This window comes from Bartonella sp. B35(2025) (assembly GCF_053794465.1).
On sequence record NZ_CP200035.1, the window covers coordinates 999,879 to 1,024,597 of the forward strand.

A 24,719-nucleotide genomic window follows, 5' to 3' on the forward strand; every position below is an offset into this window, starting at 1 on the left:
GAACACATCTATATCGAAATAAGCAGCATTTTTATAAAATAGAATATCTTGAAATTATATTCTATACACAACATATTACCCCATCATAAGGGAAGTCTTTAACGTTCTAAAAAATTCTTATTATCATATAAAATACTAAAACTGAAATAGTATAAATATCTCTTTGTAAATTTCTAAAAACCAAAGAATACCCAACAAGCTAATGAAAATACCACGAAAAATGCTAACAGAACACAAGCATATCTTAAAGACATGCGCAGATACTATATCTGCATGACAAAGCCACATAATTGGATGAAAAATAAATAACAAAAATACTTCATTGCTTATTTATTAACAGCCAATACCATTATCCTTCACAACTGAATCATAATATATTCGAAAGTATGCCAAAATGACCAAAAGAAAAAATATATCTAATGTTTTTCATTCATTTCTTGGAGGCACATTAAGATCTACTATTATAAAATTATCCATCCTTTCATTCCTTGTTGGCATTGTAATGAATCTTCTTGGATGGACACCTCACACTTTTATACGGAAAATAATAGAATTTTTTAAATTTCTATGGGAAACAGGATTTATAACTTTTACAACTTTCTTCCATACAACCATGATGGGAGCAGTTATTGTTGTACCTATTTTTCTTTTTTTACGCATTTTTCGCAAAAAATAAATACTTTAGAGACTACCCTATTGCTAATCCTTTTGCAAAATTAAACGACATAAAAAGCCTGTGCTAATAGCTACAATCACCGCAATAACACCATACAAAAAACTATGCTCGTGAGCCCAATAAAAAACTGTATAAGCGATATGTGCTTTAACTATTTCAAAAGTCGTGATCGCACTATCAATAAACTGCCCATCACGAAAAAGGTAAGCATGAACTTTATAATGCCCAACAGGAATATTTGCTGGCAACTGAAAATGTGCAGTAAAAAGTGTACTAGAACCAAAATGAACGCCACCCACTTCTTCATTATAAAGTTTTTTAGCTTTTTGCAATTTTATAAATTCATTACGAAAGGTTTGTATTTTTGTTTGATCTTTTTCATCCGTCTGCAACAAAAAATAAGATAATCCCAACCCCAAGCGTCTATAATTTTCAGCGCTAGTGATATCATCAATTTCACGTGTTGTTACCATTGAATAAAAAAGAGGAGCATTTTTAAAAATGAGAGAATCTGCATTAATCCAAACTCCAGCATTACGCTTCTTCTCCCGTATGATAATCGGTTGAGTTTGTCCTTCTAAGCTAACAACAATATCATAACGGTTCTGTCGAGAATATAGTGGATCAATGTTTTCCAAAACACCTGCAATATAAAGATCACGACCATCGAAATATGTATCAATCATGATCGTATTTGTTGTCACAATAATTTGAATAGTCTCATGGTTAACTGATGCTGTTTCTTTTCTGACATATGCTGATACAGAAGAAGTGACTACACAAAACAAGCTCATAATGATACATAAAAGAGATAACTTGCCCATTTTATATCATAAAAATATTAAGAGAAAAAAGATTATCAGGGCGTATAAATAATTGAAAAGCTAAACGCATACATACAATCAACACTAAAAATGCAAGCGCTATACGCAACTGTTCAGCCTTTAATTTTCGTCCAGCCCGTGTTCCATATTGCACACCAATACTTCCCCCAAGCATCAGCAAAAAAGCCAAAACAATATCAACTGACTGATTACTCATACTTTGCAAAACTGTAGTAAAAGAAGATACAAATGTAATTTGAAAAAGTGAAGTTCCAATCACCACGCTCGTTGGAACGCGTAAAAGATAAATTAGTGCTGGCACCATAAAAAAACCCCCACCAATTCCCATCACAGAAGACAACAACCCTACAATAAAACCAATTCCTAAAATTGGAATGATGCTAACATATATCATAGATGTTCGAAAACGCATTTTAAAAGGTAGTCGATGGATCCAAAGATGTCGACCGGTAAAACGAACATGCGATTCTTGTACCTTACGCTGCCGTATCATACCATACCAACTTTCAATAATCATCAAGCTTCCTACAACCCCAAGAAGAATTACATAAAGGAGCGAAATGATTAAATCTAATTGACCCAATTTCTTCAAAATAGAAAAAATCTGAATCCCGATTAAAGAACCTATTCCTCCTCCAATTACCAAAAGAATACCAAGTTTGATATCAAGAGTGCGTCTTCTGAAATGTGTAATTGCTCCTGTCACAGATGATGCAATCATCTGGTTAGCTCCTGTTCCAACAGCAATAGCAGGAGGAATATTATAGAAAAGTAATAAAGGTGTGATTAAAAAGCCACCACCAATCCCAAAAAGACCAGAAAAAAAACCAGCAACCACTCCCATACTAATCAAAATCAGCATGTTTAGTGACATTTCAGCAATTGGTAAATAAATACTCACTTACAGAGCCTTCAATATAATTTTAAGTTTGTTTTGAATAATTTCAAAGCTCTTCTTCAATTTCAATAAGCCTTGCTTTATTAAAAAAACAAAGTTTAAGATTCCATAGATACCTTTGCAAAATTATGAATTACACTCATATATCCCTCATATCTATTCTATTAATTTAACAGAAACATCATAAAATCAAAAAAATGAGATTTCTGTAAAAATCTGTAAAAAAATAACGTTATCCCTGCTATAGATGCAATAATTAAAAAATATGTAAGAAATTTTTTAACAAAATCAAAATAACGTAAAAAAGAGAAAATTCCCAAAAACTCTGTTTTTAAAGAAGGAGTATACTGATCACCTTTAATAAAACCACAAGATGCTTGAGTATTAGAATGATTTTCTTTTACTATAGAATGCGCTACAGGCCTATCAATACGTTCTGCTACAGGCCTATAAACTCTTTTTAAAGAAGGCTTCACAGCATCTGTTAATGAAAGGCTTTGTCTGTCTTTTTGCAATGCTTTTACAGTATTCTCTTGGATTATATTCACGCTGTTTTGTTTCGAAAAATTTTGTACCTTTTGATGTGAAGAGGGAATTTTTCTTTCCTTACATGCCATATGAGCAAGGTGATGCACAACAGAAGCAGGCGATTTTGTACGAAAAATATTCTGTGTTATTGTAGTTTCTTGCTGATTTTTCTTTTCGTTATGCAAACCTTGAACAAGTATTTTAATCTGCTCTAAATGCTCAAAACACTTTTTTTCTTCCTGACGACGCATATAATGCTCTGCTAAAATCGCTCGACTAATGTCATCTAAATAAGATTTTAAGCCATTATCCATAAAATCCTGTGATGCCAAAGAACGACGAGATGAATGCTTCGTCTGCGTTTGTGCAGAAAGCGAATGCTTCATTTGCATTTGTGCAGAAACAGAGTGTAATTTGGTAGCAATATCAGACATCGCAACTTTAACAGACGCATTCACCGCCTCATTTTTTTCAACAACAAAAGAAGGAGATTTATCACGAATAGTCTGATTTATAATACGACTCTTGGTATTCACAAATACTACCCCTCATTTATCTTTTTTAAAGAATCACATGAATAAATAAGAAGTGTGCTCTATTTTAGTAAATAGAGCTTTAAAAATTATCAGAAAAATCTGAAATAATAATATTTGATTTGTCTACTCTTAATATTTGAGTTAAAAAATGTCTCCTCATTTTACTTTTTCACTATTCTACCATAATATTAAATGCATATCACACCTGTTATAAATTGAGAATACGGAACTAAAAAAGGATATCCTCATTTTGTTATTCATAGCTCACTCTTAACCCTTTCTGTTTCAAGTTCCTTTCATAAAATTATTTTATAAACTTTGATAAATGCGTTCAATTTTTGCAATGAATACTCATCGATTCGTCTGCTCTTACCCAAGGCAAGGAGATAATTATTAAGCTGTAAAAAAAGAAAAATATTTGATGACAAAGTTATTAAAGAGTACAGACAAACATAAGAAAACTTATATATTTTTAAAGAAATAATAATAGAAGCTCTGTTCTAGATCATTTTGTTTCTCGTAATTATTACTATAAACTTGTGATCACATAAACAAAGAGGATTATCATGAAGATAATTGTTGCTGTCAAACGTGTTGTTGATCATAATATCAAGATACGTGTCAAACCCGATAGCACAGGTGTTGATCTGTCCCATGTGAAAATGTCTATGAACCCTTTTGATGAAATTGCTGTAGAAGAAGCAATCCGCCAAAAAGAATCTGGTAAAGTTTCGGAAGTTATTCTTGTTTCAATTGGATCAGAAGAAGCACAAGAAACCCTCCGCACAGGACTTGCAATGGGCTCTGACCGTGCTATCCTTGTAAAAACTGAAGAGACACTTGAACCCTTGGCAATTGCTAAGATTCTTAAAGTTATTGTTCATGAAGAAAAACCAGATATGGTCTTTTTGGGCAAACAAGCCATTGACGATGATAGCAATCAAACCGGACAAATGCTAGCCGCTCTTCTTGGCTGGGGACAAGCGACTTTTGCCTCGCATCTGGATATAGAAAATGGGCATGCTACAGTCATCTGCGAAGTAGATAATGGTACACAAACTATTCACCTCCCTCTTCCCATAGTCATGACTGCTGATCTACGGTTAAATGAACCTCGTTATACTTCTTTACCCAATATTATGAAAGCAAGAAAGAAACCCATTGAACAAAAAGCACTTGTCGATCTTTGTGTAGATACACAGGCACGCTTAACAGTTCTTAGTGTTGAAGAGCCACCTCCCCGTCAAGCTGGTATCAAAGTAGCTAATGTAACAGAGCTTGTCGATGCACTAAAACAAACAAATCGCATTTAATATTTGATAACCAATAGATCAAACACAAAAGTGCGTAAAAGGATAAAAATTTATGGCAATTCTTTTATTGGCTGAACATAACACAGAAGAAACTGCAAAAGTGCTCACCGCTGCTCAAGAAATCAGCAACGATATTGATATTTTAGTTTGTGGAGCAAAAGTTCAAGAACTTGCTGAAAAAAGTGCAAAATTGGCTGGTGTGCGGCAAATTCTTGTTGCTGAAGCTGATTATTTAGTGCATCAATTGGCTGAACCTATAGCAGATACAATAACTAAACTGGCTGATGATTATGATGTGATCATGGCGGCTACCACCAGCACTGGTAAAAGCGTGATGCCACGTGTAGCTGCTCTTCTTGATCTTATGCAAATTTCAGACATTATTGCAGTTGTTACACCTAATACTTTCAAACGACCGATTTATGCAGGAAATGCTATTGAAACTGTACGTACCAGTGATCATCGAAAAATTATAACAGTACGAACAGCCTCTTTCACACCAACCCCTAAAAAAAATGACCCCGCTCCTATTAAAATAGTAGAACCAGCGCCCAATCCAAATCTTTCTTCTTTTATTAAAGCAGAAACCAATAAAAGTGATCGTCCTAATATTACTTCAGCTCGCGTTGTTGTAGCAGGTGGACGGGGTCTTGGTTCGCAAGAGCAATTTATGGCACTCCTTCTGCCCCTTGCAAACAAACTACAAGCTGCCTTAGGTGCAAGCCGAGCAGCAGTTGACGCAGGCTATGCTCCTAATGATTGGCAAATCGGACAAACAGGCAAAATCATTGCCCCTGAACTCTATATTGCTGTTGGTATTTCTGGTGCAATTCAGCATTTAGCTGGTATAATGAACGCGCAAGTTATTGTAGCCATTAATAAAGATGAAAAAGCTCCCATTATGCAGATTGCTGATTATGCTCTTGTAGGTGATCTTCATCAAATTATTCCCGAATTTGAGAAAGCTTTATAAGACCATGACTTCATCTATACACCACCAACGCGAAAGCATGGAATTTGATATAGTGATTATAGGTGCAGGCCCCGCAGGACTCTCTGCCGCAATTCGTCTAAAACAAATTAATCCTGAGCTTTCTGTCACAATCGTTGAGAAAGGTGCTGAAGTCGGTTCACACATTATATCTGGTGCAATTTTTGATCCTATCGGCATCGATACTCTCTTGCCTGAGTGGAAAAATGAACATGATCATCCCTTCAAAACACCCGTTACGAGTGATCAATTTTTTTTTCTTAAGCCAAAAAGCGCCACAATACTTCCTAATATTTTTCGCCCAAAAATTTTATTAAGTAATGGCTGCTATATCGTTTCACTTGGCGATGTTTGCCGCTGGCTAGGCAAAAAAGCTGAAGCACTCGGTGTCGAAATTTATCCTGGTTTTGCTATATCACATATCATCCAGAATGATAATGGAGCCATCATTGGTGTTCTTACTGGTGATATGGGAATTGAAAAAAATGGAAATCCTGGAAAAAATTATATGCCTGGTATTGCCTTACTGGCAAAATACATTCTAGTCGCAGAAGGAGCACGTGGTTCAATTACAAAACAACTAATAAAGAAATTTGATCTCAGCAAAAACCGTGAACCACAAAAGTTTGGTCTAGGGCTCAAAGAGCTTTGGGAAATTGACCCTAAAAAACATAAACTTGGTTTAATTCAGCATTTCAGTGGTTGGCCATTAGATGATAACACTGGTGGTGGTGGGTTCCTTTATCACCAAGAAAATAATTTAATTTCTGTCGGCTTTATTGTACACTTAAATTATAAAAATCCCTATCTTTCCCCATTTGAAGAGTTTCAACGTTTTAAAACACACCCTAAACTGTATGAGATCTTCAAAGACGGTAAACGCCTTTCTTATGGTGCACGCGTCATTAATGATGGTGGCTGGCAATCTGTACCAAAACTCACTTTTCCTGGTGGAATACTTATTGGCTGCTCTGCGGGTTTTGTTAATGTCCCTCGTATGAAAGGAGCACACAATGCCATCTTATCCGGCATACTAGCAGCCGATAAAATTGCTATGGCTCTTGCTCAAGGCCGAGCACATGATGAAGTAAAAGAAATAGAAGAATATTGGCGCGAAAGCCCCATTGGTAAAGATCTTTATAAGGTACGTAATGCCAAACCACTTTGGGCAAAATATGGCACAAAATATGGAATCAAACTTGCCGCCTTTGATATATGGTGGCAACAATTTTTCAGATTTTCTTTATTTAAAACACTCTCTCATGGAAAAGAAGATCATGAATGTCTTGAACCAGCAGAAAAATTTCAACCTATTGCTTACCCAAAGCCAGATGGTATTGTAACTTTTGATCGCCTTTCCAGTGTCGTGCTTTCTAATACACATCATGAAGAAAATCAGCCTTGCCATTTAAAAATAGCTTCACTAGAAAAACAGAAAAACTCTGAATATGCAATCTACGGAGGGCCTTCTGCACGCTATTGCCCTGCTGCTGTTTACGAATGGATAAATCATAATAATCAACAAACTTATGTTATCAATGCTTCAAACTGCATACATTGTAAAGCATGTGATATTAAGGATCCCAGTCAAAATATAAACTGGACCTGCCCACAAGGCAATGAGGGACCAATTTACCCAAATATGTAATTATTATTTATTCTTTTAAAATGAGAATCTATAAAAACTTGATCAATGATAGCGCTTTCTTTAAATTGATATCTCATCCTTTCTCATCAATACATCTAGTTCTTTTACAATGTGAAATGCACTTTGTACCACACTTACAGTAAAATATTTGTACCATTGCATTAAGAGCTTTTTTGTTTCAAAAAATATATAACGCGCTCTTATTGAAAAATTCTTATCAAGAGATAAAAAAATAATGACTAAGATATTTTGGTTATTTTTAATAGTTACAGAAAAATTTTTAATATCAACTTATTTATTCACTGTTGAACATACCTAGAAAACAACTTTACGAATTCTATGTTCGCATAAACAGGAAACAAGTACATCAACATCCTCCTCATTTGGATTAGAGAAAAAACATTGATCAAATATTTTTTAATTTTTAGATAAATTGTTCATTCTCTGCAAAGTAGTTTCAAGAGCCCCTGTTAAAGCGGTTCTTCCTCCTTGACGAGAAAAACAATTTGATAAAAATTCGTTTGTTCCCCCCTTTGTTGAAAACTCTTTCTCAAGCAATGCAAAATCAAGAGATGAAGGACAATTAATTGCTATCATTTTTCTCATTTCATCAGTAAGATTTGCAAACATTATAGCAAGAAAATCTGCTGATTGCTGCTTCTTTAACCCTTTTGTTATCAGCCATTGATGTGCCGTTTCTATAAAATTAAAATAAACCCCCATTAATGAACCAGCAGTCATAAAGAGATCAAATTGTTCTTCTGCTTCCAACACTAATGTACCACCCAACGCATCAAATAAAGTACGTAAAAAAAGGTGATCAGGATAAATTGGTGTCAAATTTTTACATTCTGCAACAAAAGGAAGAGGAACAGCACGATAAATCTTATGATTGATCCATCCTTCAACTTCTGCTGCCTTTGCCATAGCAAGCACAGAAACGACAATCTGTTCAGGACGAAAATAAAGAGGACGCAGGATCTCTTCTGCAGTTTGATTAGGTAAACAAAGAAAAACACAATCGCTAGTGTCCAACAAGACTTGATTATTTTCAGCAATTGTAACTTTATCATAATCGTGCGAAAGGCGCTCTGCTATTTGTGCATTACGAGGCGAAACAATAATGGAAAGAATGTCAAAAGTGCTTGCCATTAAACCATCCACCATTGAAGCACTGATTTTACCTGTGCCTAAAAAACCAATTTTCATTTCTACTCCTCGCTTTCATAATTTTAAATAGAGCTCAACCAATACTTCATACATTTTAACTAATATAAATACTAACTGAAGAAGCAATGCAGATCATAACAAAAACAATTAATCCAAAATAGATTTTTCACCCATCAAAAAAACTGCAAAAGCGGAAAATTAATCAACAAAAACTGGTAACGTAAATAAAAAATCTAGCTTACTCATTGAACATGATATGCCTTAACTATATATAATACCATCAATAATTAGCACCAAAAAAATAATCAACAAATCAATTATAAATTTTTCATAATCATCTATATTTCGCTTTTCATAGTGCTCAAACTGTTACTTATTTTTTCAATCCATATCATAAACTCAACCTATGTCATAAAAATATATACATAAAAACAAAATATTTTTTATCTATTATGATTTAAATGGAATAGAAATTTTCATTTATAAGATGTAAAAAATGCTGGAATATGGTGTGGCAAACGCCATGGTAAAATTGCAATCAGATCAAAGCGTATACATAAAAGAGAATGATCTTTTTGTCGTGCTAACCAAATATCAGCTGCTGCTTCAATCCGCCTTTCATTTATCCGAGAAACAGCAGCCATTGCTTCAACTAATGTTGAACGTGCTTTTACCTCAACGATTAAAACAAGATTTCCACGCCGCGCTATTAAGTCAATTTCACCACACTTTGTTTTAAAACGAGTTTCAGCAATGTGAAATCCTTTGAAACGTAACCACCAAGCTGCCCATTTTTCTGCACGAACACCTCGATAAAAAGATTTTTGTCTGTGTTCTTTTTGCATAATATTACAGCATATCCTTTAAAAAAGTTAATCGCTGAAAAAGCTCCTGCTTTTTTAAACCAGTTTTCTTTGCAGCTAAAGAAGCTGCCTTAGCAGTAGAGTGTATACTCGCTAATTCTAACAACATTTGATCAATCTCTTGATTACTCATTACTTCCAAGGAAGTAAGTGCTTCCCCAACAAGTACAACAATTTCTCCACGAATATGTGCTTGTTTTTTATAGCTTTCAAACAAATTACCTAAATTAGATACATCCACTGTTTCAAACTTTTTTGTTAATTCACGACATATTGCAGCAGGACGATCAGCAGAAAAAATAGAAACCATATCCTGCAAAGTTTCAACAAGACGATGAGGTGATTCATAAAAAACTAAAGTTGCAGGAATAGTCATTAATTGTTTCAATCGCTTTTGGCGTTGTGCCTTACGAGCACTCAAAAAACCTGCAAAGAAAAAACTATCTGTTGGAAGCCCTGTCGTTACAAGAGAAGCTAAAAGAGCTGATGCACCAGGAATCGGAATGATTTTATGACCAGCTTCACGTGCCTCTTTTACCAATTTAAAACCAGGATCAGAAATAAGCGGTGTTCCAGCATCTGATATCAGTGCCACAGTCTTGTTTTCTGCTAACGCTGCTAATAGCCTCGATCCTGCTTTTTTTGCATTATATTCATGATAAAGAAATAGTTTTTTCTGAATACCATAACGTTCTAATAAAATACGTGTTACCCGTGTATCTTCACACGCTAAAATATCAACACCTGCAAGCACCTGTAAAGCACGAATAGTTATATCTGCAAGATTTCCAATAGGCGTTGCCACAAGATAAAGTGCTGGTTCTATGATGGGCACAAAATAAGTATGAGTACCTATAATATATACCTTCTCACTCATGCTTTGCTTTCACAATTAAATAATCTCTCTCCATAAAACCTCATCAATCCCTTTATTCATGATCATAAGACAATAGACAATTTTGCCATTTTTTTGCTTCCATTAAGATCAATCGCTTAAATAATTGACCGTACCATAATAAGATAGCTTACCTCAACACCAAGCATCATTCTTGGTATCATAAATATTTTAATTGTTATTATTACTTTAGCAAAACGAATTCCCAGTATGATCGATATCAACCAGCTTCAATAATTTTCCTTACCCCTCCCATTTTAAGAGTGGAAGCAATAATTTTTCTTATTCCAGTATCTCAATTTTGCTTAGCTTTTTTTAAGGCTAAATTTTTTAGATGACTTCTATAACTCGCATTTGCTAAATCAACCTGATCCATCAATAGAAAAACTTCCACCTCAAATAAAAATAGACTGTTTTCTTTGACGGAAGAAACAACTATCTGCAATACTTTTACAACAAAGTATCGAAGCATTTAATTCTATAATATTTTTATAGACTTTGCGACAATACAATTAATATCCAGAAATTTTATATTAGAAAATACTTTTTTATCCCTGAATAAAATTCTTATCCTATTCCACTTTATCAACAAAAACAAATCGATAGCTCATTTTATAATAACAGAAATAATTACCCAACTGCATGATTAATTTTTTTATTTCACATCTAGAATATCTAATCCAACAATAAAGCATCAATATTCTAGAATTATCATAAAAATAGTGCCTTATATTTTTTAATTATTGTATTCTGGCAAATTCTACTATTTAAAAAAATTTGTTTTTTACTTGATCAATAACCGAACGATAAAGCTTAGCATGCTCCTCATCGGGTCTAGCAACAAAGATTGGCACACCATCATCTGAAGAAGATCGTAAAGCTGCATCAAGTGGCACTTCTGCTAAAAAAGGTAAACCTCGGCGTTCTGCTTCTGCACGCGTACCACCATAGCCAAAAATATCGTAGCGTTTCCGAGTATCAGGAGCAATAAAATAACTCATATTCTCAATGAGACCTAAAATGGGAACACCAACTTTCATAAACATTTCTATCGCTTTACGAGCATCAATCAAAGCGAGATCCTGAGGAGTAGAAACAATCAATGCACCAGATAACTGTACCTGTTGAGTAAGCGTCAATTGCGCATCTCCTGTACCTGGTGGCATATCAATTACCAAAACATCAAGAGGATCCCATAAAACATCTCTCAGCAATTGCGTCACAGCTGCCATCACCATAGGCCCACGCCATACCAGCGGCTTTTCTTCTTCCACTAAAAATCCCATTGACATCAATTTAAGACCAAATTTTTCAATCGGTTGAATCTTTTTCTCAGCAACAAGCTGTGGTTTTTGATGAATCAATCCTGTCAAACGTGGTAAAGATGGGCCATAAATATCTGCATCCATTAAACCTGTTTTGAAACCAGAATCCTGTAAAGCTAAGGCGATATTTATCGCTGTTGTAGATTTGCCAACTCCCCCCTTTCCAGAAGCAACCGCAATTACATGCCGCACACCTTCTACTGGCATTTTTACAGGCAACATATTTGTCCGACGTTTATGTGAAGAAAAAGCTTCACCTTTACGTGGCTGAGAAGGTACCTTTGATTTTTTTTCTGCTGTAAGGGTGATAAAAACAGAATCAACTCCATCCATAGCACACACCACTTCTTCAGCAGCACGGCGCAACGATTCCCACTCCTGTACACGCCCATCAGGAACCGTAATGGAAAAAAAAACCTTACCATTAGCAATAAATATTTCTGAAAGAAGCCCCAGCGATACAATATCGCTTTCAAAACCCAACCCTTGGATTTTATGTAACTCTTTTCGGATAGCTTCGCTTGTGATAAAACTCACGCTCTTTCCTCTCTATACAAATGCCAGAGAATATAGCACTAAGAACGAAAAATATTGAGATTAATTACCTGAAAATTTTCTGTCTCTATATACGAAATATACGAATTATAAAGTATAAATATCATATACCTTATCTCTTTCAAAATACCAAACCAACCTCTAATAAAAAATTCTAGGTGTAAAATCTATTACAAAATCCTACCAAATATGTTTTATCACCTAATCACTTCATAAATGTTTATATCAGCGCTTTAAAAGCTAAAAACCATCATATTTTTATGCAAAATATAGAGTTTTTTGTATCCAGAAAAACATTTTTTACAACCATAAAGCAATAAGGTACCATTCTTTCTTTAACCTCTTAATGCTTTGGTCATTTATCTTCAGTATATGAAGTAGCAATTATAGACTAAAATCATTAAAATTAATAACTATTTTCCTGAAATTAAAAGTGGCGCACATAAAATAAATATCTGTCATCGATTATTATATTTTTTTTTAAAGAAATAGAAAAATAATCTAAGATTGACTTTTTTTGTGTTTTTCCTTATGGGTTAGTTATCATTTAATAGGAGTAAGATTGTTTACTATAGTGTATAAATGCCTATAGAAGTAAGAAGGGCCGCACACCGCGGTATTTAAATAAATGAAACGTACTTACCAACCCTCTAAACTTGTTCGTAAACGTCGTCATGGATTTCGCGCACGCATGGCAACAGTTGGTGGCCGTAAAGTTATTGCGGCTCGGCGTGCCCGTGGACGTAAACGATTATCTACTTGAATATTTAAACTTTCACAACAGGTTGAATATTACTTATCATTTTCTTATTGTGAAATTTTTATTGTCAACCTTTGATGCTTGCTTCTGCAAGTGTTTAGCGAAATTTTGAAACGTCCTTTATGAAAAAAAAACATCCCTGTCGCATTCGTAAGAGAGCGGATTTTTTAGCTGTACGTACAGGAGAGAAACGACGTGGTCCTTTATTTTTGCTTGAAGTCAAATCTCGTGAGCAAACAGTGGAAATGAAGCATCCTCCTGTCGCGCGTGTAGGCTTTACTGTTACACGTAAAAATGGCAATGCCGTAAAACGTAATCGTATAAAAAGGCGTTTGCGCGAAGCAGTCAGGGTTGGTTTAACAAATAACATGGAAGCAGGAACAGATTATGTTATTGTAGCGCACTCTTCTGCCCTCCATGCACCTTTTACATCTTTAATTAGTGAATTAAACCGACGTATAAAGCCAAAAATAAAACACCAGCAGCGACAACAGGGTAATACAAATGGAATATAATCGCAATTTCTTTATAGCCATTAGCTTGTCTTTTGTAGTGCTTATTGCATGGCATTTTTTTTATGTTATACCAAAACAGAATGAGCTACAACAAAAACAAATAATCGCACAGCAATTGTCAAAACAGCAGTTAACATCTTCAACTGCTCATACAAATTTCTCTGATGTTGCACCAACACATGGATCAAAATATACAATCAATGATCTAATGACTCCTGAGAGTCGGAATGCTGAATTGGCTAAAACAAATCGTATTGCGATTAAAACTGGCGAATTTGAAGGGTCAATTAATCTTGTAGGTGCACAATTTGATGACCTTTTTCTCAAAAAATATCACTTAGAAGCAAATAAGAAATCATCGAATATCGCTTTATTAAACCCTAAGGGGTTTAAAACGACCTATCTTGCTGAATTTGGTTTTATAAGTTCATCTTTGTCAGCAAAAGCATTACCACAACCTGATACACAATGGCAAATCGAGGGAAATAATACAACACTTACCCCTTCAACACCCGTTACTTTAATCTATAATAACAAGCAAGGACAGATTTTTCGCCGCATCCTTTCAGTTGATAACCATTACATGTTTACCATTAAAGATTCTATCAGTAATGAGAGTGATAAACTGATAAATCTTTCCCCTTATGCTCGAATTGCCCGTGCAGCTCCACCAGAACATACAAATGCAACTTATTTGCTCCATGAAGGTATGATTGGTATTGCAGGAAATTCATTAAAAACTGAAAAATACAAAGACTTAGAGGAGCTTAATCCAAACCCTGATAATGGTCAAAAAAGTATAACTTTTTCTAAAGTTACAGGAGGTTGGATTGGTATCACTGATAAATATTGGGCTGTAGCAGTTATTCCACCACAAAATAAAGAATATACAAGCCGCTTTATCTATTTTGATAACCTAAACACCCATTATCAATCTGACTTACTCGGTGAAGTTTTAACTATTGCACCTAATGAAACAAAAACTGTTACAAATTATCTTTTTGCTGGTGCAAAACAAGTTGAGATAATTAATAATTATCAAAATGAGCTGCAAATTCAAAAATTTGGCCTTTTAATTGATTGGGGGTGGTTTGATTTTATCACCAAACCAATGTTTTCCCTCATTGACATTCTTTATAAGCAGACAGGTAATTTTGGTGTCGCCATTCTTCTTGTCACAGTTCTCTTGAAAATACTTCTATTTCCGCTTGCAAATAAGTCTTATAAATCTATGGCGCGTATGAAGCTTATCCAACCAATGCTATTGGAAATCAAAGAAAAATATCCAGATGATCGCATCAAACAACAACAAGAAATGGTAGAATTGTATAAAACACAAAACATCAATCCTCTTGCAGGCTGCTGGCCAATGTTGATTCAATTTCCAATATTCTTTGCTCTTTATAAAGTGTTGTATATTACCATTGAAATGCGGCATGCACCTTTCTTTGGTTGGATCAAAGATTTAGCAGCACCTGATCCAACGTCTCTTTTTAACCTTTTTGGCCTATTACCTTACACAGTTCCAACATTTCTTATGCTTGGTGCATGGCCTTTAATTATGGGGATAACGATGTTTTTACAAATGCGTATGACCCCAACACCTCAAGATCAAACACAAGCTATGCTCTTCACTTGGATGCCAATCATCTTTACATTCATGCTAGCTTCTTTTCCTGTTGGTCTTGTCATTTATTGGGCGTGGAACAATATATTGTCAATAATTCAGCAAAGTATTATGATGAAACGTCAAGGTGTTAAAATTGAGCTCTACAATAATCTTAAAGCAATGTGGCGAAAATCACCAAAAACAGAAGTACATGAATGACAAAATGCCCTCCCTTTTCTGGAATTTTTTCTCGTAGTTGGGTTTTTATTCGTGGTGTACCCACAATACACTTTCTTCCACCTGAAGGACCACCAGAGATTGCATTTGCAGGACGTTCCAATGTTGGGAAATCATCCTTGATTAACGCACTTGTCCAACAAAAAAACTTAGCCCGAACCTCAAATACACCAGGACGTACTCAAGAACTTAATTACTTCGTGCCTGACGGTTTCAGTGGACAATTAGGAGATCTTCCCCCTATGGCACTCGTAGATATGCCAGGGTATGGTTTTGCTAAAGCACCTAAAAATCTAGTCGATACATGGACACATTTAGTTTTTAGTTATTTACGAGGTCGCACAACACTAAAGCGTGTTTATGTATTGATCGATTCACGTCATGGAATTAAACAAAATGATGCAGATGTTCTTGATCTTCTTGATAGAGCAGCTGTCTCTTACCAGGTTGTTTTGACCAAAAGTGATAAAATCAAATCGAATATGCTCGAAAAATTAATAATAACCACAAAAACAAAGCTCCTTAAGCATCCAGCAGCTTATCCTGAACTTCTAGTAACATCTTCAGAAAAAGCAGTAGGTTTAGAAGAGCTGCGTGCTGCCATTTTACAAGCAATCACATAGTAAGACGTAGCTCTCGTTATTAATATCTTATTAAATATGATTGCTAGCAGATATTAATAATCTTGTACTTCTAGTAAAGCATCTTTATAGAAATTTCTGTTACTTGAAAAAAAATTATTAACTCTTTTTGATAATGTAGACTATGCTAACACTTTTTCACTCCCCTCTCTCTTCTGCTTCTCGTTTCATACGTCTTATCCTTAATGAATATGGTATAGCTACTCACTTAATTGAAGAGCAAGAATGGGCAAGAAGACATGAATTTCTTTCACTTAATCCAGCCGGAAATGTACCCGTTCTCCTTGCTGAGTGTGAAGTTCCATTATCAGGAGCTACCGTTATCTGCGAGTATCTGGATGAAACACGTGGTAATTTACGACAAGAGAATAATTTTTTTCCAGAAAATCCTTTAGATCGCGCCGAAGTACGACGTTTAAATGACTGGTTTTTAAATAAATTTGAAAATGAAGCTACACGCCATATCGTGCGAGAACGAATCTATAAGCGTGAAATGCCATTGGCTATTGGCGGCGGCGCCCCTAATTCACAAATCTTACGCAATGCGCGTGCCAATATTTCACCACATATGAATTATCTAAATTGGCTCTGTGCATCTCGAGACTGGTTAGTTGGCTCTAAGCTATCTTATGCAGATCTAGCAGCTGCATCTGCTGTTTCTGTACTTGATTTTTTAGGAGAAATCGACTGGGATAAATTTCTTGCAGCCAAAGACTGGTATATGCGAATTAAGTCAAGACCTTCTTTTCGCTCTCTTTTAACAGACCGTGTCCGAGGAATTGCAGCTAGTCCTTATTACGCAGACCTTGATTTTTGAGCACTTTTGCTAAATAAATATAAGAAATATTTAACAGATAATATGCTCCTAATATACTTCTGCTACAATAAAATCTTATAGATTCGAATATATCTATATAACTCTCACATCACTCCCCAAAACATATATTTTAAAAGCTTATTGGAATACATCTAAATGATAATTTTATAACAATAACAAATAAATCACTCATCATAAACTTATCTAAACCAATAATTATTTCAAAGAATTAAAAAGAGGAAAATTTTTCCCCTCCATATAGAAAAAACCGTTAGAAAGAAGAAGAGAATTTTCTTATACTCAAAAAATAAAGTGTCATAAGGAGATAAATATGCGCCTTACGGTTGTTGGCGGTAATGGAAAAATGGGACGCGAGCTAATTGCGGCTATTCAGCGTAGAAATGATATAGAGCTTTGTGCTGTACTGGTACGCAAGGGATCACCTCTTGCAGGAAGAGATGTCAGCACATTGATTGATTCAAAACTTCTTGGAATTCGTATTACCGACGATCCTGAAAACGCTTTCTCTAATACAGAGGGTATTTTAGACTTTTCCCAACCACAAGCTAGTATTCTCTATGCTAACTATGCTGCTCAAAAAAGATTAGTTCACATTATAGGAACAACTGGATTTAGTAAAACAGAAGAAGCACAGATTGCAACTTTTGCAAAATATACAACTATTGTTAAATCTGGAAATATGAGCCTTGGAGTTAATCTTTTGGCTAGTCTTGTAAAGAAAGCAGCCAAAACATTGGAAGCTAATGATTTCGATATTGAGATTTACGAGATGCATCATTCTGACAAAGTTGATGCTCCTTCTGGAACAGCTCTTTTTCTTGGACACGCTGCAGCCGAAGGTCGTAATGTTATACTTAAGAATATCAGCGTCAGCGAACGTAATGGCTATACCGGTAAGCGTAAAAAAGGTACTATTGGCTTTGCCTGTTCACGCGGTGGAACAATCATTGGAGATCACAGTGTTACTTTTGCTGGCTCAAATGAACGTATCGTTCTTTCACATTTAGCGCAAGAGCGCTCTATTTTTGCCAATGGTGCATTAAAAGCAGCTTTATGGGCAAAGAAACACAAAAATGGACTTTATTCAATGCTTAATGTTTTGGGATTAGACGATAATTTTTAAACAATCAACAATTGACATAGAGAATTTATAATGGAACGTACGCTTGTATTAATTCGGCATGGACAAAGTGAATGGAATATCAAAAATCTTTTTACTGGTTGGAAAGATCCAGATTTAACAGAAAAAGGCCATGCAGAAGCAATAATAGCAGGGAAAAATCTTAAAGCTGCTGGTTTAAAATTTGATATTGCTTATACATCTGCCTTACAGCGAGCACAAAAAACAGCCCAGCATATTTTAGAACAAATGGGACAACCAGATTTACACTTGGTAAAAACACCAGCATTAAATGAGCGTGATTATGGCGATCTATCTGGTCTGAATAAAGAGGAAGTATGTCAGCAATGGGGGAAAGAACAAGTACAAATATGGCGTCGTTCTTATGCGATTGCACCACCTAATGGGGAAAGTCTACGCGATACTGGTGCACGTGTTTGGCCTTATTATCTTTACCATATCCAACCTCACATTTTACGCTGTCAAACTGTTTTGGTCGCTGCCCATGGTAACTCTCTTCGTGCACTTATTATGGCAATTGAAGGTCTAAACGATGAGGAAATTATATCTCAAGAATTAGCAACTGGTATTCCTATTATTTATACATTCAATTCCGATTCAACAATTTCATCAAAGATAATCGTCACACCTTAAATTTTTGAAATTATAACGGACAGAAGTAATTTAATTCAATACTTGTTAGCTTAAAGAGTAAATTCTATAATTTGATTGACAGCATTGCTTCGTAAACTTAGATAGATTTTCTAGCCCAGATGGCGGAATTGGTAGACGCGCAGGTTTCAGGTACCTGTGCCGCAAGGCGTGGAGGTTCGAGTCCTCTTTTGGGCACCATTTTATTTTAATAATACAATATAATCAATAATTTAGTCATTTTTGTTATTTTTTAATCTACCTGATAATCCACCTCTTATTGCTTAATTAAAAGCGCTAAGCGGAACTTTAAATAAGCTATTGGAAATCTAACTATGCTCTCTAAAAAACAATTGCTGGCGTAAAAGAAAACCATCTAAATCCATTATACTATTTCAGTTTTTTTATTTTACTATCCTATATTTTAAAATCTGCGAATAACCACAATCACTTCAATAATTGTTTCTTTTCGCAACAGCTTACCGAATGAAGACGAAAGTTCTTTTAGACGACCAGCTTCAAAGGTATCTCTTTTTCTAAAAACTCTTCTTTGATATCTAATTGAGGAAGGTTCCGTACAATTTTGCATGTCTCCAAACTCACCGTGATCATTCGCAGGAATAATTCGAGCGGATAACGTGCATTGCCCATAATCTCACAAGCCCAATCATTCGCATCATCCGCAATTCCAGAATTATTTTTCTTCTGCTTTTTTGGTTTGCTAGTTTGACAACCCATCACCTGTTCTAGAGCGGATTTTCCACCAACCACATATTCATAAGCTTCTTCAGGGATATTCTCGATAGTAATCCTACCGTTGTAAATAAGAGTTGTTTTATCATCGATACTCTTCCCTGTTTTGGGATCTTTTTTCTTGGCAAACTTCATTTGTTCAACACGAAAATCTGAATCATTCCCACCGATAACGCCTTGTTCTGTCAGTGCTAATCCCTCTAAGCGACTGACCAAACTAATACCTGTGTATAGAGGTACAGTTTCATAATTCAGATGGAGAGCAGCTAAATCACGACCGAGCTTGTGCGAAAGCAGAAAAATCCGCAAAGCTCTTTACACGCGGGATCCGTGGTATCTGCTTGTTGAGATTCTTGGCATAACGCTCTCGATATTCATCACTATGCAGCAAACCGTAAATGTAGTAAAAGAGGTCTTCTTTTCGGATTTTCTCTCCGGGATAAGCCTCTTGGAAGTGAGCCAATCCTTTATCGGTAATGGCATCTCTCCGTCGGTATTGCTCACCATTCTTGGCCCCTAAAGATAGCTGTCCTGAGGAATCTATAGGCTCATAAAGATACAATGGGAAACATTGACCCGATGAGATAAAAGAATAATCAGGAACTCCATCAACGATTAGCGTCGAAAATTTTTGTTTTGCCCCCAATCCTATCACAACAATCGCCCGATTTTCGCAGGACTCCTCTGGAAATACCTTTGGAATTTGATAGTGGCTCCAATTTAAGTTCTTATCAAAATACAGCATCTTTTTTATGAAGGGTCGATAAACAGATCGTCTCTCTTTGGGCTCATATTGGTGACATATCCCCTTCACAAAGCTCTTCTTCAATCGACCATCCCAGCTGATTTTTGTTGGATCGCGACTCACCACGTTATTAAATGTGTTTTCATTATTAACGGAAATCTTGTTTCGTTGAATTCTCTCCAACTCAGAGCTGTAGAAATCAATCATAAGCTTCATATTCTCACGTAACTTTTTGCGTGAGAAATTATAGCACCAGGAATCTCTGTTCGTCATAACCCCCTGTGAATAATTTTCAAAAATTGTGACAGAAGATTTATCTCTTTTTTCTCCCAAAGCAATATAGCTATTAAAATCAGTATCCCTCTGATTAATCCAATCGTTAAATTCATTGGGAATAATCCTTTCCCAATCTGCGATAGCCTTGATATTCCCAAGCTTTTTAATTTTATCTAATTTTTCCTCTGTTGTGAGATAGTCTCCTATATCCTTGAAATAAATTTTCCCCTTCTCTTGTGCCTCTGGGTTTTTGACGAGAATGAAAATGGCTATAGGCATTCGACTAGAATCTTTAAAGATTCCCCCGCCTTCTTTACGGCGCCTTTCCCCTGATGTATTGCAATCTCCACGCAAATGAAAAATATAGAGGCTGGTAAAGTCTTCCTTTAAACATGCCCTTAATCCATCCATCGATTTTGCATCGATAAAACTCGCATTTGTAACAAAACCAATCACACCACGATTGGCTATACGATCCGAGCTCCACTGAAAGGCACGAATGTAGGATCGTATAATGATCTCTTTAATCCCTTGCTTTGAGAACTTTTTATATACGTCTTTGCAATCCGATTGTCCAATTGGGGATATTTGAGATTCTTATTTCCGTCATTTTCACTCTTTTGTCCCGCAGAATAAGGAGGATTACCCACAATAACCGTAATCGGAAGATTAAATTGTCTCTTTCGTCGTTCATTATTTTCCGCTAAAATGCCCTCAAGACAATGACTATCTTCAGACAGCTGGAATGTGTTGGTCAAGCAAATCCCCTCAAATGGCGTATAAGAAAGTGACTCTGCGCTGATCCCATTACTTCCCCCCTGCTCTAAATGCTGTTCATTTACTAACAGCTTCAGGTGCATTTTTGGCATTTCTCTCTCTTTAAGCAGATTATGATAAACCGTTTCGATATTCACTGTAGCGATGTAGTAGGCTAACAAAAGAGTATCGTTGGCATGGATTTCCCGCTTATACTTCTGGGGGGAGTCTTTCCTCAGAGATAATGCCGCTTTGCAACAGCCGTGTAACGAAGGTTCCCGTTCCAACAAAAGGCTCTATGATATGGACATTATCCTCAGCCATACTGCTCTTAAATTCCGTTTTGAAAATATGCTCAACGGAATGCAAAACAAAATCAACAACTGGGATTGGTGTGTACGCAATGCCTAGTCGTTCAGACATTTTTGGGAAAGCACCTTGAAAGAATTTTTCGTAAAACTCCTTAATTAACTCCTGCTTTCCCTCAATATTATCGATCCCTTTTACCCGTTGTCTAACGGAATCATAAAATTTCTGCAAGGTATCACGCTCTTTCTCAAGACCATATTTATCAATCTGTTCGAGGATCTTTTGCATTGCTTGAGAGATCGGGTTTTTTTGAGAAAAATTATCTCCCTCAAACAAAGCATCAAATACAGGCCTTGTCACCAGATGTTGCCCTAACATCTCGATGACCTCCTCCTCACCAAGGCTTTCATTAATATTCTGCCGCATTTCTTTGAGGAATGTATCGAAAGTTGTTCTCTCTTTGACATTTTTCTCATTCTCTAGAATAGCTTTAATCCGATTAACATGGGTTTGTGCAATTTTTTCAATATCCTTGACCCAATCATCCCAATAGCGTTTATTGCCGCATTTTTCGACAATTTTTGCATAGAGAGCCCGTTCAAATTCCTCGCCAAAGAGATCCAGCACACCTTGTCCAACATGGGCAGCAACGCTAGAGATATAAGAATTTTGTCCATGATCTAATCCATCTCTGCAAGCCGCGCTTTTTCTATGGATTGTGTCTGTGACCGCAACAACTTCTATTTTGTCTTGAGCATAATCATTAAATTTAGCTTGATTCAATGTTGCATTAAAACGATCATCATGAGATCGCAAAGCATTCAAAACCTCCCAGACTACTCTATAAGAACTCTCTCTTAACAATTTATCTGGATCATATCCTTCTGGTACAACAACCGGCAAGATGACATATCCGAACTGTTTTCCTTCTGCTTTCCGCATGACACATCCCACGGCTTGAACGATATCTACTTTAGAAGAACGAGGGGTTAGAAAGATTACAGCATCGAGAGCAGGAACATCCACACCTTCGGAAAGACATCGCACATTGGTGAGAATTCTGCAGCAATTTTCATTTGGAGAGATTGGTTCTCTTAACCAATTGAGTAATTTTTCTTTGTCGTGAGCACTCATGGAGCCATCGACATGCTCTACTTCACACTCCATAGAGAGAACAGGATTTATTTTTGCAGCAGGATTATTTTCCAGTAAATCATGTTTTTCTTGTTTTTGATAGACTTCGACTACCCTCTGGAAATGTTTAGCAATAAGCTTTGAGCTGACCTTGTGCGTCTTAGTCTCCTTTTGAGGCTCAATTACTTGACAAAAAGCAACAGCACGGCGCATCGGATGAGAAGAAACAGTTTTCTCTTTAGAGATTCCATATTTTGCAAGAGCTTTCCAACAACCAACAATTTTTGCAGCATCATCGAGTTTGATCGAATTATTCGCATCTGCAAAAACTGACTGTAATGTTCGATTAATATGCCTTTCATCAACAGCTAGAATCATTACTTTATAATCGGACAACAAGCCTAAAGAAACAGCATCAGAGAAAGTCAGGGTGTGTAACGTCTCCCCATACCATGAAGGATCATCCATCGAATACAGTTCAACGTCATCCCTCTTTTTTGCCTTGTCTCCATAGATGCGTGGCGTTGCTGTCATGTAAAGTCGTTTCTTCGCAAGAATATAGTCATTATCGTGGACACGAACAAAATTAGAGTCTTCATCACCGAAATAAGTACACCCTGTTGTCCGATGTGCTTCATCACAAATAACAAGATCAAATTCTGGAAGAGGCTTCTTAGCATGATAGTGAGCCTGACGGATTACATCGATAGATTGATAGGTCGAAAAAATGACAGTCATTGCCTCATCATGATGCTGTGAAAACAACTCTTCCACCAAATCATCAGCACTCGTGGTTGCAGGATAGAAAAGCTCATGAGCCTGATCCACTTTTTTCTTCTTCCCAATAGTTTTATCTGAACAAACGGCAAAACTCGTCAGCGGAATACGCGCCTCTTGGCTCCATTCACGTAAAAAGTTCATTACTCATATATCGTTTATTTTATTGAAAATAATTTATAAAAATCTCTTTTACAGAATTACTTGGTTAAATTTTTGCATGAATTATGTGTAAACTTTGATCGTATTGTTCGATAAAATCTCAATTCTCTTAGTAAAATTGAATTCATAAAGATTTTACAGAATTTTGGAATTTATCAATATGTGTAGTTGAATATTTTTTCTGTACAGATTCACATCGTAAAACCGCCGTGTTCATCAATAAAAAAAGATAAAAAATAGCATCGCTTCTTTAGAGGCTGAAACAATAAATTCTTGATAAATATCTTTCTCTTTATTTTTAACCTAAGCTTACCATCTTACTTCAAATTTATTTATCAAAATACAATACTTATACGCAGTATTACGTAGCTAAAAATCTATCAAAGAAAGCTTGAAGAATCCGTTGTAAAAAATGTGCAATGTAGTGAAGCTTTAAAAATTAGCATGTAAATTAAGAAAATCAGAAGCAACACATGCGGCTAATGCAGATGCGCTACAGTTTCGCAGATGAAAGCTCTATTTGGCTGAACTGAAGACAATGTGGCATCGCTTTATACAAAAATCATCGACCGCAAAAAACTTTTCTTAAAAACAGTTAAAAAATTACAAAGAAACTAAATAACAATTGAAAAAAATTTCTTGTAATTTTCTTCCTGTAACATGGACAGACATAAACCTCAAAGCAATCCATTATAGTGCATACTTCATTCAAATATGATTGTGGATAGGAAAAAATAAGCCCATAGTACCAATGGGATAAAAATCCCCAAACCTTTATGTAACTGACTTATTTTATTAAAAAATGGCGGAGAGGAAGAGATTCGAACTCTCGAGAGCTTTTTGAGCCCTACTCCCTTAGCAGGGGAGCGCCTTCAACCACTCGGCCACCTCTCCAAGAGCGGTGCATAAATGGTATCAACAAAAATTTCAAGACATTTTCACTTTTTTTCAAAAATATCTAAGATTTTTCTTTTTTTATTGATACTATCAGATTGAAATTAACAAGTGTATGATTTTTTTATCACATTCTCTTGAATAATACATGAATCCCCTTCAAAAAGACAATTTCATACTGGTATATGTCAAAAAGATCAGTATAGCTAAAATCATCAATATTTATGTAACTTATTCTGTCTTCAATGGGTTAAACTAACGATATCCCTTAACAAGATGAGATTATTTTACACTGGAGA

The 24,719-nt window shown here is 35.7% G+C and carries 22 protein-coding genes, 2 tRNA genes and 1 pseudogene; 13 read left to right on the forward strand and 12 right to left on the reverse strand.

What is annotated here, in order from left to right:
• Positions 1–394 precede the first annotated feature (394 nt).
• Positions 395–676, forward strand: a complete 282-nt coding sequence (locus tag V4P56_RS04175; RefSeq protein WP_455481687.1) for a DUF6460 domain-containing protein — start codon at positions 395–397, stop codon at positions 674–676.
• A gap of 23 nt (positions 677–699) precedes the next feature.
• Here V4P56_RS04175 and V4P56_RS04180 read toward each other — a convergent pair whose 3' ends face one another.
• The 3 genes from V4P56_RS04180 to V4P56_RS04190 form a co-directional block, all read right to left on the reverse strand.
• Complete coding sequence (locus V4P56_RS04180; RefSeq protein ID WP_455481688.1) at positions 700–1,500, reverse strand: TIGR02186 family protein; 801 nt, start codon at positions 1,498–1,500, stop codon at positions 700–702.
• A gap of 1 nt (position 1,501) precedes the next feature.
• Positions 1,502–2,422, reverse strand: a complete 921-nt coding sequence (locus tag V4P56_RS04185) for a sulfite exporter TauE/SafE family protein (protein WP_455481689.1) — start codon at positions 2,420–2,422, stop codon at positions 1,502–1,504.
• Positions 2,423–2,583: 161 nt separating this feature from the next.
• Entirely contained in the window at positions 2,584–3,483 is a 900-nt protein-coding gene (locus tag V4P56_RS04190) for a hypothetical protein (RefSeq protein WP_455481690.1), read from the reverse strand.
• A gap of 566 nt (positions 3,484–4,049) precedes the next feature.
• Between V4P56_RS04190 and V4P56_RS04195 the strand changes: the two genes are divergently transcribed.
• From V4P56_RS04195 to V4P56_RS04205, 3 genes are read left to right on the forward strand one after another with little or no spacing between them, the layout of a single operon-like run.
• A complete protein-coding gene (locus tag V4P56_RS04195; protein ID WP_455481691.1) occupies positions 4,050–4,796 on the forward strand; it encodes an electron transfer flavoprotein subunit beta/FixA family protein in 747 nt (248 codons plus the stop codon).
• A gap of 52 nt (positions 4,797–4,848) precedes the next feature.
• Positions 4,849–5,769 carry an electron transfer flavoprotein subunit alpha/FixB family protein gene (locus tag V4P56_RS04200; RefSeq protein WP_455481692.1) on the forward strand — a complete coding sequence of 307 codons (921 nt, stop codon included), beginning with the start codon at positions 4,849–4,851 and terminating at the stop codon, positions 5,767–5,769.
• A 4-nt stretch (positions 5,770–5,773) separates the two neighbouring features.
• The gene (locus V4P56_RS04205; RefSeq protein ID WP_455481693.1) at positions 5,774–7,435 is read left to right on the forward strand and encodes a 4Fe-4S dicluster domain-containing protein; all 1,662 of its coding nucleotides are present in this window, start codon (positions 5,774–5,776) and stop codon (positions 7,433–7,435) included.
• Between the two features lie 417 nt (positions 7,436–7,852).
• On the opposite strand, the gene V4P56_RS04210 is transcribed toward V4P56_RS04205, so the two are convergent.
• From V4P56_RS04210 to V4P56_RS04225, 4 genes are all read right to left on the reverse strand, one after another.
• Positions 7,853–8,644, reverse strand: coding sequence for a pyrroline-5-carboxylate reductase (locus tag V4P56_RS04210; RefSeq protein WP_455481694.1), 792 nt, complete (start codon positions 8,642–8,644; stop codon positions 7,853–7,855).
• 437 nt (positions 8,645–9,081) lie between these two features.
• A complete protein-coding gene (locus tag V4P56_RS04215; RefSeq protein WP_455481695.1) occupies positions 9,082–9,450 on the reverse strand; it encodes a YraN family protein in 369 nt (122 codons plus the stop codon).
• A gap of 4 nt (positions 9,451–9,454) precedes the next feature.
• On the reverse strand, positions 9,455–10,345 hold the full coding sequence (rsmI, locus tag V4P56_RS04220) for a 16S rRNA (cytidine(1402)-2'-O)-methyltransferase (RefSeq protein WP_455481696.1): 891 nt from the start codon (positions 10,343–10,345) through the stop codon (positions 9,455–9,457).
• Between the two features lie 785 nt (positions 10,346–11,130).
• Positions 11,131–12,225, reverse strand: coding sequence for an Mrp/NBP35 family ATP-binding protein (locus V4P56_RS04225; RefSeq protein ID WP_455481697.1), 1,095 nt, complete (start codon positions 12,223–12,225; stop codon positions 11,131–11,133).
• Between the two features lie 646 nt (positions 12,226–12,871).
• Between V4P56_RS04225 and rpmH the strand changes: the two genes are divergently transcribed.
• The 8 genes from rpmH to V4P56_RS04265 all read left to right on the forward strand — a co-directional run bounded on the left by rpmH (position 12,872) and on the right by V4P56_RS04265 (position 18,815).
• On the forward strand, positions 12,872–13,006 hold the full coding sequence (gene rpmH, locus V4P56_RS04230; protein ID WP_455476768.1) for a 50S ribosomal protein L34: 135 nt from the start codon (positions 12,872–12,874) through the stop codon (positions 13,004–13,006).
• Positions 13,007–13,125: 119 nt separating this feature from the next.
• Positions 13,126–13,518 carry a ribonuclease P protein component gene (rnpA, locus tag V4P56_RS04235; RefSeq protein WP_455481698.1) on the forward strand — a complete coding sequence of 131 codons (393 nt, stop codon included), beginning with the start codon at positions 13,126–13,128 and terminating at the stop codon, positions 13,516–13,518.
• A complete protein-coding gene (gene yidC / locus V4P56_RS04240; RefSeq protein ID WP_455481699.1) occupies positions 13,508–15,346 on the forward strand; it encodes a membrane protein insertase YidC in 1,839 nt (612 codons plus the stop codon). Before rnpA ends, yidC begins: the two co-directional genes overlap by 11 nt.
• Positions 15,343–15,987, forward strand: coding sequence for a ribosome biogenesis GTP-binding protein YihA/YsxC (gene yihA / locus V4P56_RS04245; RefSeq protein ID WP_455481700.1), 645 nt, complete (start codon positions 15,343–15,345; stop codon positions 15,985–15,987). Before yidC ends, yihA begins: the two co-directional genes overlap by 4 nt.
• Before the next feature lie 142 nt (positions 15,988–16,129).
• A complete protein-coding gene (locus V4P56_RS04250) occupies positions 16,130–16,822 on the forward strand; it encodes a glutathione S-transferase family protein (protein WP_455481701.1) in 693 nt (230 codons plus the stop codon).
• Positions 16,823–17,153: 331 nt separating this feature from the next.
• The gene (dapB, locus tag V4P56_RS04255; RefSeq protein ID WP_455481702.1) at positions 17,154–17,966 is read left to right on the forward strand and encodes a 4-hydroxy-tetrahydrodipicolinate reductase; all 813 of its coding nucleotides are present in this window, start codon (positions 17,154–17,156) and stop codon (positions 17,964–17,966) included.
• 30 nt (positions 17,967–17,996) lie between these two features.
• Positions 17,997–18,617, forward strand: coding sequence for a 2,3-bisphosphoglycerate-dependent phosphoglycerate mutase (locus tag V4P56_RS04260; RefSeq protein ID WP_455481703.1), 621 nt, complete (start codon positions 17,997–17,999; stop codon positions 18,615–18,617).
• 113 nt (positions 18,618–18,730) lie between these two features.
• A tRNA-Leu gene (locus tag V4P56_RS04265) sits at positions 18,731–18,815 on the forward strand.
• Between the two features lie 303 nt (positions 18,816–19,118).
• On the opposite strand, the gene V4P56_RS04270 is transcribed toward V4P56_RS04265, so the two are convergent.
• The 4 genes from V4P56_RS04270 to V4P56_RS04285 all read right to left on the reverse strand — a co-directional run bounded on the left by V4P56_RS04270 (position 19,119) and on the right by V4P56_RS04285 (position 23,508).
• Positions 19,119–19,676 carry a type ISP restriction/modification enzyme gene (locus tag V4P56_RS04270; protein ID WP_455481704.1) on the reverse strand — a complete coding sequence of 186 codons (558 nt, stop codon included), beginning with the start codon at positions 19,674–19,676 and terminating at the stop codon, positions 19,119–19,121.
• Positions 19,639–20,844, reverse strand: coding sequence for a type ISP restriction/modification enzyme (locus tag V4P56_RS04275; protein ID WP_455481705.1), 1,206 nt, complete (start codon positions 20,842–20,844; stop codon positions 19,639–19,641). The genes V4P56_RS04270 and V4P56_RS04275 overlap by 38 nt, the downstream gene beginning before the upstream one ends.
• 11 nt (positions 20,845–20,855) lie before the next feature.
• The gene (locus tag V4P56_RS04280) at positions 20,856–21,257 is read right to left on the reverse strand and encodes a hypothetical protein (RefSeq protein ID WP_455481706.1); all 402 of its coding nucleotides are present in this window, start codon (positions 21,255–21,257) and stop codon (positions 20,856–20,858) included.
• Between the two features lie 97 nt (positions 21,258–21,354).
• The gene (locus V4P56_RS04285; RefSeq protein ID WP_455481707.1) at positions 21,355–23,508 is read right to left on the reverse strand and encodes a helicase-related protein; all 2,154 of its coding nucleotides are present in this window, start codon (positions 23,506–23,508) and stop codon (positions 21,355–21,357) included.
• Between the two features lie 454 nt (positions 23,509–23,962).
• Between V4P56_RS04285 and V4P56_RS04290 the strand changes: the two are divergent.
• A pseudogene (locus V4P56_RS04290) lies at positions 23,963–24,144 on the forward strand (tyrosine-type recombinase/integrase); the annotation flags it as partial.
• Between the two features lie 185 nt (positions 24,145–24,329).
• Here the strand turns inward: V4P56_RS04290 and V4P56_RS04295 are convergent.
• Positions 24,330–24,420 (reverse strand) — tRNA-Ser (locus V4P56_RS04295).
• Positions 24,421–24,719 lie beyond the last annotated feature (299 nt).

Excerpts from the sequence above, each read along its gene's own strand:
- V4P56_RS04175 (WP_455481687.1), top strand. The coding sequence starts at position 395 with ATGACCAAAAGAAAAAATATATCTAATGTTTTTCATTCATTTCTTGGA.
- V4P56_RS04180 (WP_455481688.1), bottom strand. The coding sequence starts at position 1,500 with ATGGGCAAGTTATCTCTTTTATGTATCATTATGAGCTTGTTTTGTGTA.
- V4P56_RS04195 (WP_455481691.1), top strand. The coding sequence starts at position 4,050 with ATGAAGATAATTGTTGCTGTCAAACGTGTTGTTGATCATAATATCAAG.
- V4P56_RS04200 (WP_455481692.1), top strand. The coding sequence starts at position 4,849 with ATGGCAATTCTTTTATTGGCTGAACATAACACAGAAGAAACTGCAAAA.
- V4P56_RS04205 (WP_455481693.1), top strand. The coding sequence starts at position 5,774 with ATGACTTCATCTATACACCACCAACGCGAAAGCATGGAATTTGATATA.
- V4P56_RS04210 (WP_455481694.1), bottom strand. The coding sequence starts at position 8,644 with ATGAAAATTGGTTTTTTAGGCACAGGTAAAATCAGTGCTTCAATGGTG.
- V4P56_RS04215 (WP_455481695.1), bottom strand. The coding sequence starts at position 9,450 with ATGCAAAAAGAACACAGACAAAAATCTTTTTATCGAGGTGTTCGTGCA.
- rsmI (WP_455481696.1), bottom strand. The coding sequence starts at position 10,345 with ATGAGTGAGAAGGTATATATTATAGGTACTCATACTTATTTTGTGCCC.
- rpmH (WP_455476768.1), top strand. The coding sequence starts at position 12,872 with ATGAAACGTACTTACCAACCCTCTAAACTTGTTCGTAAACGTCGTCAT.
- rnpA (WP_455481698.1), top strand. The coding sequence starts at position 13,126 with ATGAAAAAAAAACATCCCTGTCGCATTCGTAAGAGAGCGGATTTTTTA.
- yidC (WP_455481699.1), top strand. The coding sequence starts at position 13,508 with ATGGAATATAATCGCAATTTCTTTATAGCCATTAGCTTGTCTTTTGTA.
- yihA (WP_455481700.1), top strand. The coding sequence starts at position 15,343 with ATGACAAAATGCCCTCCCTTTTCTGGAATTTTTTCTCGTAGTTGGGTT.
- V4P56_RS04250 (WP_455481701.1), top strand. The coding sequence starts at position 16,130 with ATGCTAACACTTTTTCACTCCCCTCTCTCTTCTGCTTCTCGTTTCATA.
- dapB (WP_455481702.1), top strand. The coding sequence starts at position 17,154 with ATGCGCCTTACGGTTGTTGGCGGTAATGGAAAAATGGGACGCGAGCTA.
- V4P56_RS04260 (WP_455481703.1), top strand. The coding sequence starts at position 17,997 with ATGGAACGTACGCTTGTATTAATTCGGCATGGACAAAGTGAATGGAAT.
- V4P56_RS04280 (WP_455481706.1), bottom strand. The coding sequence starts at position 21,257 with ATGCCAAAAATGCACCTGAAGCTGTTAGTAAATGAACAGCATTTAGAG.
- V4P56_RS04285 (WP_455481707.1), bottom strand. The coding sequence starts at position 23,508 with ATGAACTTTTTACGTGAATGGAGCCAAGAGGCGCGTATTCCGCTGACG.